The following is a 9,444-nucleotide window of genomic DNA, read 5'->3' as shown; positions in this document are numbered from 1 at the left end:
TGCGCTGTGCGCGCTTCTGGCAGTTCTCGCGGCGCTTGCCGCGCTGCACTTCACGGGTGCACCGGCGCGCTGGGAGCTGTGGCTGGCAGTCGCGGGCGGGGTAGCGGGCTCTGTCCTGTTGTCAGGCGCGCTGATGGGTCTGGTTTTCGTATCCAGTCGCTCCGGCCACGACGACAGCGTGGGCCGGGGCGACTAGTACAACAGCCGCGCAAGCCTCACTCGGCTGATTCGGCTTCTGCAACAGGCTTGCGCGTACGGCGGCGCGGTTTTTCGGCTGGCGCGGATTGCGAATCGGCCGATTCAGCCGGCACGGGAACCTGCTCAGGCACTGGCTGAGCCACTGCAGCCGGCACCTCGCCAGCATCATGGCGCAACCCAAGACGGCGCGCGGCTCCACGCGACACGGGAGGTGGCAGCGCCTGCAACAGGGATTCGCGTTCGTCGACAACCGGAGCTCCCCCGGCATCCTGATCCTGATCCCGCTCCCGTCCGGCCCGTTCGGGCCGGCGGTCGCGCTGCCAGTCGCGGCGATTGCCGTCGTCTGCCCTATCCGCGCGAGGGCGATCCTCGCGGGGCCGCTCTTCACGGGGACGATCCTCACGGGGACGATCCTCACGGGGACGATCCTCACGAACGCGCTCATCACGGGCACGATCTTCCCGCGGCCTGTCATCTCGGCTGCGGCTGTCACGCGGGCGGTCATCGCGACTGCGTGTATCGCGGGGACGCTCGTCACGGGCACGGTCGTCGCGGGGACGGTCGTCGCGGGCACGGTCATCGCCATCGTCGGCGCGGTCATCGTCGCCCTCGACGCTATCCATCTCGCCGTCCAGGCCATAGTCGTCATAGCCTTCGCGGCCGCGGCGGTTTTCGGGCTGGCGATCACGGTGATCGCCAAGCACACGGAAATAATGTTCGGCGTACTGCAGATAATATTCTGCCGTGACACGATCGCCGGCCTGCTGGGCATCACGCGCCAGGGCGCGATATTTTTCCAGCAACTGGGTGGCGTTGCCGCGCTGGCGGTTGTCCAGCCGGGCACCATAATTGTTGCCACCAGTCATTTGTTGCGGGCGCGGACCCGGATTGCCGCCACCTCGCCGCCGCCGCTGCTGGTTGTTCCTGATCAAGATCGTCGTCCCCGTTGCCTGGCCATATTCAGGCCGCTGTTGGGTGAAATCGTGCCTCTTGGCGCGGTTCGGACGCCGGGGGCCAATTTGACCCATCCGCGACCGGACTTGCTTTTGGCTGGCGTACCGGGCTGGCGTTCCGGCTGATGCTGCGCGAGAAGCAGCCCGCTGCATACCTGCGGCGGCTACTTGAATTCGCCTTAGCGGGCCAAAATCCATCCGCCAAGGAAAAAACGACTTGGACCGCGGGACTGCCCTCAGCGGGCGACTTTTGGCGCCATGCTGGCCATCAATTGAAAACTGGCTTCCGGGTCTTGCCGCTTGAGGCCGAGCAACTGCATTTCAGCCGCGCCTTCACGGCCCACCGGGATTTCGGGCACATTGCCCATGATGCCGGCAATGATCTGCTGGGCGGCTGCATGGATGGAAATGCCGGCATCCACTGGATCATCGCCCGCGCCCTTCTGGCTGCCATCACCCCGCAAGGCATTAGCGCCGATGCCGGTGGCAACAAAGCCGGGGGTGAGCACATGTACCTGCACCCCATATTGAGCAATTTCAGCCCTGAGCGCATCCGACCAGCCGACAAGCGCGTGTTTTGCCGCGCAATAGCCAGTGCGCAACGGAGATCCGACTTTGCCGGCCACCGAGGCGTTGTTGATGATCCGGCCACTGCCCCGCGCCACCATGCCGGGCAGCACCAGCTGCGTCAGCCGCAGCGGCGCAAAGAAATCCACTTCCATCAATCTGCGGTAGACTGAAAAATCGGTGTCCAGCCCGAGACTGCGCTGCGAGATGCCAGCATTGTTGACCAGCCAGTCAATGCCGCCGGTGGCCGCCTGCACGCTCGCCGCGATGGCCGGCAGCGAATCGAGATCGGTAGTGTCAAACGACTCCACGGCGCTGCCGGGGCACTGCGCCGCCACCTCGTCCAGCGCAGCCCGATTGCGACCCGACAGAACCAGCCGCGCGCCCTGCGCAGCCAGCGCCAGCGCCAGCCCCTTGCCAATCCCGGCCGAAGCCCCGGTGATCCAGATCGCCTTGCCTGTGAGGTCGCTCATTGAAAATAACTCCATCCGGCGGCCGGCACACCGATAACCATCGGGTGGGCCCACAACATCAGCAGCCAAAGCGCCAGCCCGCCCAGCACCGGGACCATGCCGGGCCACAGCGCGCTCCACGGCTGGCGGCCACCAAGGATGGCCAGAAACGGGATATGCGACGTGCGCGCCATGTGGCCGGCATAAGCCGGGTTCTGCGCGCGTTTCTTGCCATCTTGCAGCACCGTGCCGAGCAGCGCGAGCACGCCCACGCCGCCAGCGAACACGATGGTGCGCGGATCGGCTGTCATCAGGATGTGCACGCCGGCCCAGATCGCCATGCTCCACATCATCGGGTGGCGGGTGATGCGCTGCATGCCCTTGGGTTCACCCCTCACGCCCGGCATCATCGCCGGATTGGGGGCGCTCACGGAGCCCACCAAGAAAATGCTCGCAATCAGCATCGCCGCCAGTGCTGGCAGATAGGCAACCGCCGGCGTGTCCCACAGCCGTGCCTTGGGAATTTGCCGCCACAACTGCACGGCGCTGCCGAAACTGGCCAGCGCCACCAGCGAATAGGCGACGGCAAAACCCTTTTCGCCCAGCCGCGCCACCAAGGGCGCGCGCAGTGCGTGAGACAGCAATTCATGGCTGACAACAAACGCGCCCACCAGCAGCGCCAGCAGCATCACATCCGACACAAGATCCCTTCCCCCATCGGCGGGACGGCCGCCGCCAATTTTGTTTGCAGGCGCAGCGCCAAATCGCCGATCAGCGCGGATATTGCAGCGGTAAATCGGTTCGGCCAAGTGCTTTGTAGCGGTTAGCAAGCTCGGTCTGCCGGCTGGTCATCGGTTGGGCGGCGCCGTCTATCCACACTGCCACCGGGATGCTCGTCAATTCCAGTGGATCGCCGTCCCACAGCACCAGATCGGCCCGCTTGCCCACTTCCAGCGTGCCGGTATCGGCCAGCCCAAGGATTCGCGCCGGATTGGCGGTGATGGCCGCGAGCGCCTGGCCCCTCGTAAGCCCCTTGCCGCCCGGCACGCTGGCCTGAGCCACTGCATTGCCGGCATAGCCGGGCAGGTTTACCGGCGTGGTACCGCCCACCCCGCCCAAAGGCCCGATGGCGACAATCACACCCGCCGCCTGCAGATGGCCGATGTTGTTGCGGGTGGACGCCAGCGATTCAAAATCGTCGGGCAGATCATACAGGCTGTGGGTGATCACCGGCACACCGGCGCGCGCGATATCGCCGGCCACCAGCCAGGCTTCGCGGGCGCCCAGCAACACCGGGCGAATCGCCGGGTATCGCGCCTTCAGCCTGAGCACTTCGGAAATGTCGCTGGCGCGGTCGGCGTGAATGAACAGCGCCTGGCGGCCATCGAGCACATGGGCCAATGCTTCCATATCCAGCCGTTTTGCCAGCGCGCCCGAATCCTGCCCGCGAGCAAAACCGGCCGGATTAGCCGCAAGGCGCTGGGCTTCGGCCAGCATGTTGGCCAGCTGCGCCCAGGCCGCTGGCCGCGATCCGCCGGCAATCCGCGCGCCGGTTTCACCCATCTCCATATATTGCATCGCACGCGCCCGCACGACGGTGGGGCCGCCCACCCCCAAGCTGATCACCGCGCCCTGCCCGGCAAAGATGCTGCTGCCGCCATCGGGAAGCACCGCCGCACGCGTAACCCCGGCCATGCGGCTGATGGCGATGTGCAATGATCGCGGGTTCACGGCAGTCGACAGATCGAGCGCAGCGGAGAACGCCGATTGGCGGGCGCTGTCGTCATTGGTCTCGCGCACGCCGGTCACTTCGGCAATGCCCAGATCACTGGCCGCAGCGATGATGCCAGGGGTGAGGATGCGGCCCTTGCCGTCGATCACGGCGGCACCGGCCGGCACCGGCACTTGGCTGCCAACGGCGATGATGCGGCCATTGTCGAACACCAACGTGCCGCCCACGATCACTGTCTCGCCGCGCGCGGTCAGGATGGTGGCGCCGATGATGGCGGTAGGGGCAGCGGCCGCCGGCACGGCAGCGCCGGCCAGCAGCATGGCAGCCAGGAGCCGCTTCATTTCACTTCTCCCACGCCGGGCAAGCCCAGTTCGAAATCCGCCGTTGGCCGGCGCTTGGGGTCGCCCCAATCATACATCAGCGCGCCGTCGATCCACACCTGCATCGGCCGCGCATACACGCTGAACGGTTCGGCCGACCACAGCACCACATCGGCCGCCTTGCCCGCTTCCAGACTGCCGGTGCGGTCACCGATACCAAGGCCCTTGGCGGGATTCAGGCTGAGCCAGGTCCAGGCCAGTTCCGGCGCGATCGGCAGCCCCAGCCGGCGGCCGGCAGCCATCGCCTTGGCGGCTTCCTGATTCAGGCGCTGGATGCCGTTTTCATCATCGCTGTGCACGATGGCGCAGGCCCCGGCGGCATTCACCAGCGCGATATTCTCGCGGATGCCGTCGAAACTCTCCATCTTGAAGCCATACCAATCCGCCCACATCGCCGAGCAGATGCCCTCGGCCTTGAGCATATCGGCGATCTTGTAGCTTTCGACTGCATGGTGAAACGCGGTCACCTTGTAGCCGAACTCGCGCGCCATACTGATCACATTGGTCATTTCATCGGCACGGTAGCAGTGGTTCTGCACCAATATCTCGCCATCAAGCACGCCCATAAGTGTATCGAGCGCCAGTTCTCGGCGGGGCGCATCGGTGGGCTTGGCGGTGCCGGCTTCGGCGCGCCTGGTATAATCATCCCAGCGCCGTTTGTAGATCACCGCATCCGACCACAATTGCCGGGCAAAGGCGATGTTGCCCATCCGCGTTGCCGGCAACTGATTGCGGCCGCCATAAACCCGCTTGGGGTTCTCGCCGCAGGCCATCTTCAGGCTGTAGGGCGCGCCCGGAAACTTCATCTCCTGCACGCTGCGGCCATAAACCGGCTTCAGCGTCACGCCGCGCCCGCCAAACAGATTGGCCGAACCGGGCAGCACATGCAGCGCAGTCACCCCGCCAGCCAGCGCGCGCGAAAAGCCGGGATCTTGCGGCCATACGCTGTGTTCGGCCCAGGCTTCCGGGCGGGCAGGGCTGGTGGCCTCGTTGCCGTCGCTGTGTGCCTCAACGCCGGGGCTTGCATAAACGCCGAGGTGGCTGTGAATGTCGATGATGCCCGCAGTCACATATTTGCCGGCGGCTTCTATGATCCTGGCGCCGGCGGGCACGGCAACACTCGCACCAATTTCGGCAACCTTGCCGCCTTCCAGGCGAACCATCGCATTGTCCAGCCGGCCGCCGGCGCCGTCATAGATGGTGGCGCCGCGAATCACTGTTACTTGGCCGGGATAGGGCTTGTACTGGCTGGGCCATGGATCCTTGGGCGGGCGCACCACCTCTGGCGGTGGCGGCGGTGCGCCCTTCGGTTTGTCTTTTGCAAACGCTGATGCAGCCAGCACCAGCCCGGCCACGCCCAACAATACTGCCCGCATTCGCTGCAACTCCCCTGATGGCAGCCAATCTGGGCCAACCGAAGCGCGCTTGCAACGGAGGCTGAAGCGATTATTTCACGCCGTGCATCAAGCGCTTGAGCAACGGCGAGATCAGCAGCAACACGCCGCCGATCGCCGCCGAGGCATAGCCGATGGTTTCGAACACGCCGGCATAGGTATCAAGGCTGACCTTGAGGTTGGTCACCTGCCCGCCCACCGTTTCCACGCTGGCCACCTGCGCCACCAGCCCGCCAACATATTGCGCGCACGCAATCGAGACGAACCACAGCCCCATCATCAGCCCCACGATGCGGGCGATCGACAGCTTGGTGACCATCGACAGTCCCACCGGCGAGATCATCAATTCGGCCATCGAATGGATGAAATACAGCCCGGCCAGCCACCAGATGCCCACCTTGAAATCGTCGCCGGCAAACTGTGTGCCCCACACCAGGAACAGGAAACCGCCGCCAACGCCGGTCAATGCCATGCCGAATTTCACCGGAATGCCCGGTTCCAGCCCGCGCCGGCCCAGCGCCTGCCACATCAGGCTGAACAGCGGCGCCAGCATGACAATGAAGATGGCGTTGAAAAACTGCGTCTGCCCCGGCGAGATTTCAAACAAGCCAAAAATCGACAGATCGGTGTTGCGCGCTGCAAACAGCGTCAGACTGGAACCGGCCTGTTCGAACAACGTCCAGAACACCACGTTGAAAACGATCAGCACGATCGCCGCCAGCATCATCTGCCATTCCTGACGCGTCCCGGCCATGAACGACCAGATCGGAATGAACACCACACAGGCGAGGAAAGTGGCAAACAGCACCTTGCCCAGGATCGGCAGGCCGGCGAGGTAGCCGATAAAGCCTTCACCCGCTACCGGCGGCGGCGCTGCCATCAGGTTGGTGAACAGGAACCACACCAGCGGCACACAGGCAACCGCGCCCAGGTAGATCGGAATGTCGCGTTTGGGCGCACCGGGCGGCGGTTCGCCATAGCCAGCCAGTTTCGGCCCGGCGAACTGGATCAAAAACCAGCTTAGCGCCATGCCCACGGCGGCCAGCAAAAAGCCCGCCCACCAGCCATAGGCGTCGGCGAGAAACGGGCAGGCGAGCTGGCTGCCCAGCGATCCGAGGTTGATCCCCATGTAAAAGATGGTGAAACCGGCATCGCGGCGATTGTCACCCTTGGCATAAAGGCTGCCGACCATGGTGGAGATGTTGGGCTTGAAAAAACCATTGCCGATGGTGACGGCAGACAGACCGATCAGCATGATGGTGATGAAAAGCGCATCGCGCTCGCCGCCGGCTTCAAAGCCGCCCTTGGCGATGCGGCGCGCTTCGCTGCCATCGCCCGCCAGCAGCGAAACGCTGCCATCCTCGTTGCCCTTGATGATCAGCGCCTGGCCGTCCAGCGTCAGCTTCTGCACGCTGTCGTTGCCAGTCTTTTCAACCGCCACGGCATATTGCTGGCCGTCGAACTTGGCCCACGGCTTGGCCGCCTCGCCGCCGAAACACAGGGTGAAATAGCCCGCCGCCATCAGGATGGCGCCGAACTTCACCGCCTTTTTCGATCCCAGGTAATTGTCCGCCAACAGGCCGCCGACCAGCGGGGTGAGATAGACCAGCGCGGTGAAGCCGCCATACAGGCTGGTCGTTGTGCTGTCCGAGAACAGGAAATGATTGGCGAGATACAGGGTGAGCAGCGCCCGCATGCCATAATAGCCAAAGCGTTCCATCGCCTCGGTGGTGAACAACCGCGCCAACTGCGCCGGGTGGCCAAACCATTGCGGGCGGGTATCCACCACGCCGCCGGCCTCGTCGTTGCTCAAAATGCCTCTCCCCTCACGCGCTCGCTGCCCGGCGCGCCATTTCTTTGAGCTGGTGTAGCGGGCGGCAGCGCTTCCGCCAAGCCGACTTGACCTGACTGCAATCACGGCGTCTCTTCGCCCCATGATCCGTCATTTTCTCACCGCCCTCCTCGCTTTGCTGCCGCTGCCGGCCAGCGCCCGGCCTGTGCTGATCACGCCTGACCGAGTGTGGGACGGCGAGGCGATGCACAGCGGCTGGCAGGTGCTGGTGGACGGCGGGCGCATCGTGGCGGTGGGGCCGAATCTCACCGCGCCGGCGAGCGCACAGCGCCTTGCCCTGTCCGGCCAGACCTTGCTGCCCGGCTTCATCGAAGGCCACAGCCATCTGCTGTTGCACCCCTACAATGAAACCCCGTGGGACGACCAGGTGCTCAAGGAAAGCGAAGCCTACCGGGTCGCCCGCGCTGTGGTGCATGCCGAGGCGACGCTGATGGCTGGCTTCACCACGGTGCGCGATCTCGGCAGCGAGGGCGCTGGAAATGCCGATGTTGGCCTGAAACGCGCCATCGATGATGGTGTGGTGCCCGGGCCGCGCATGATTGTTGCCACCCGCGCCATCGTCGCGCCAGGTAGCTATGGCCCCAAGGGCTTTGCCGCCGATGTACCGCAGGGCGCCGAAGAGGCCGATGGCCCACGTCTGGTCGAGGCCGTGCGCCGCCAGATCGGCGCCGGGGCCGACGTCGTTAAGCTGTATGGCGATTATCGCTGGCGGCCCGGCGAGGGCAGCCGGCCCACGTTCTCACAGGCCGAAATTGCCGCCGCGGTTGCCGCCGCCCATGATGCCGGCCGCCAGGTTGCCGTGCACGCCATCACCCCGCAGGCCATGCGCCGCGCTTCGGAAGCCGGGGTGGACGTGATCGAGCATGGCAGCGAAGGCGATGCTGCCACCTTTGCCCTGATGGCGAAAAACAAGACGGCGCTGTGCCCGACGCTGGCCGCCGGCGACGCCATCGCCGGCTATCGCGGCTGGACCGGCGCTGAACCCGCGCCGGCCGCTGTGCTGCAAGACCGCGCTACCTTTGCACTGGCGCTGAAAGCCGGGGTGCCAATGTGCATGGGCGGCGATGTCGGCGTGTTTGCCCACGGAACGAATGCCCGCGAGATGCTGTTGATGGCCAAGGCCGGCATGAGCAATACCGCTGTTCTCATCGCCGCCACTGCCGGCAACGCCCGCTATTTTGGCCTCACCGATCGCGGCCGCATCGCGCCCGGCCTGCTCGCCGATCTGGTCGCGGTGCCGGGTGATCCAGCCGCCGATCTCGCCGCCGTGACGCGCGTGACGTTCGTGATGAAGGGCGGCGTGGTGGTTAAAACGGCGCCCTGACGCCGCATTGGCAATCCCAAGCGAGCCGGATACACCGCCGGGCATGGACAGTTTCAACGATTCCACCACCCCGGCCCGCCTCCTGGCCACCCGCCGCTCCGGCAAGGCGCGCGACATGCTCAGCCCCGGCCCCGATGCAGCGCAGCTGGCGGCCATCCTGCAAACCGCGGCCCGAGTGCCCGACCATGGCAAATTATTCCCGTGGCGCTTTGTGGTGGTGGAAAACCGCAGCGCTTTTGCCGATTCGCTGCTCGAAATCTATCTGGCCGGCAAGCCCGATGCCGGCCGCCTGGAACAAGCGGCCGTGACACAGTTTGCCGTGCAGTCGCCGTGCTTGGTTGCGGTGCTGTCCAGCCCCAGGCCCAGCCACATCCCGACATGGGAACAGGAACTTTCGGCGGGCGCGCTGTGCCAGAATCTGTGTCTTGCCGTCCACGCGCACGGCTTTGTCGCCAACTGGCTGACCGGCTGGGCGTGTTACGACGAAAATGTGCTGGTGCTTCTCGGCGGCGCGGCACCCGAACGCATCGCCGGCTTCTTCTTCATCGGCACGCAAGGCAAACCACTGGAAGAACGGCCGCGCCCTGATCTG

General features: G+C 65.3%; 9 protein-coding genes. 3 read left to right on the top strand and 6 right to left on the bottom strand.

What is annotated here, in order from left to right; all coding sequences use genetic code 11:
- Positions 1–196: hypothetical protein (locus tag ACESL8_RS08715; RefSeq protein ID WP_372917886.1), on the top strand; the 196-nt coding region annotated here is incomplete at its 5' end.
- Between the two features lie 19 nt (positions 197–215).
- Here the strand turns inward: ACESL8_RS08715 and ACESL8_RS08710 are convergent.
- The 6 genes from ACESL8_RS08710 to ACESL8_RS08685 form a co-directional block, all read right to left on the bottom strand.
- Positions 216–1,064 (bottom strand): DUF4167 domain-containing protein, encoded by an 849-nt coding sequence (locus ACESL8_RS08710; protein WP_372917884.1) that lies wholly within the window; start codon positions 1,062–1,064, stop codon positions 216–218.
- Positions 1,065–1,387: 323 nt separating this feature from the next.
- Positions 1,388–2,191: an SDR family NAD(P)-dependent oxidoreductase gene (locus ACESL8_RS08705; protein WP_372917882.1), complete on the bottom strand. Its 804-nt coding sequence runs from the start codon at positions 2,189–2,191 to the stop codon at positions 1,388–1,390.
- Positions 2,188–2,871, bottom strand: a complete 684-nt coding sequence (locus ACESL8_RS08700) for an NnrU family protein (RefSeq protein WP_372917880.1) — start codon at positions 2,869–2,871, stop codon at positions 2,188–2,190. The genes ACESL8_RS08705 and ACESL8_RS08700 overlap by 4 nt, the downstream gene beginning before the upstream one ends.
- 70 nt (positions 2,872–2,941) lie before the next feature.
- Positions 2,942–4,243 carry an amidohydrolase family protein gene (locus ACESL8_RS08695; protein ID WP_372917878.1) on the bottom strand — a complete coding sequence of 434 codons (1,302 nt, stop codon included), beginning with the start codon at positions 4,241–4,243 and terminating at the stop codon, positions 2,942–2,944.
- Positions 4,240–5,658, bottom strand: a complete 1,419-nt coding sequence (locus tag ACESL8_RS08690) for an amidohydrolase (RefSeq protein WP_372917876.1) — start codon at positions 5,656–5,658, stop codon at positions 4,240–4,242. The genes ACESL8_RS08695 and ACESL8_RS08690 overlap by 4 nt, the downstream gene beginning before the upstream one ends.
- 70 nt (positions 5,659–5,728) lie before the next feature.
- On the bottom strand, positions 5,729–7,489 hold the full coding sequence (locus tag ACESL8_RS08685) for a peptide MFS transporter (protein ID WP_372917874.1): 1,761 nt from the start codon (positions 7,487–7,489) through the stop codon (positions 5,729–5,731).
- 121 nt (positions 7,490–7,610) lie between these two features.
- Here ACESL8_RS08685 and ACESL8_RS08680 point away from each other — a divergent pair, with 121 nt between their 5' ends.
- On the top strand, positions 7,611–8,852 hold the full coding sequence (locus ACESL8_RS08680; protein WP_372917872.1) for an amidohydrolase family protein: 1,242 nt from the start codon (positions 7,611–7,613) through the stop codon (positions 8,850–8,852).
- 43 nt (positions 8,853–8,895) lie between these two features.
- Positions 8,896–9,444, top strand: a 549-nt coding sequence (locus ACESL8_RS08675) for a nitroreductase (RefSeq protein ID WP_372917870.1), incomplete at its 3' end; no start/stop codon positions are given.

This window comes from Sandarakinorhabdus sp., assembly GCF_041689835.1.
GTDB lineage: Bacteria > Pseudomonadota > Alphaproteobacteria > Sphingomonadales > Sphingomonadaceae > Sandarakinorhabdus.
The sequence above is the reverse complement of the archived record's forward strand: the minus strand, read 5'-3'. Positions and strand labels throughout refer to the sequence as shown.

Bases quoted from the DNA above. Each gene is read 5' to 3' on its own strand.
- ACESL8_RS08690 (WP_372917876.1), bottom strand. From the start codon at position 5,658: ATGCGGGCAGTATTGTTGGGCGTGGCCGGGCTGGTGCTGGCTGCATCA.
- ACESL8_RS08680 (WP_372917872.1), top strand. From the start codon at position 7,611: ATGATCCGTCATTTTCTCACCGCCCTCCTCGCTTTGCTGCCGCTGCCG.
- ACESL8_RS08695 (WP_372917878.1), bottom strand. From the start codon at position 4,243: ATGAAGCGGCTCCTGGCTGCCATGCTGCTGGCCGGCGCTGCCGTGCCG.
- ACESL8_RS08705 (WP_372917882.1), bottom strand. From the start codon at position 2,191: ATGAGCGACCTCACAGGCAAGGCGATCTGGATCACCGGGGCTTCGGCC.
- ACESL8_RS08710 (WP_372917884.1), bottom strand. From the start codon at position 1,064: ATGACTGGTGGCAACAATTATGGTGCCCGGCTGGACAACCGCCAGCGC.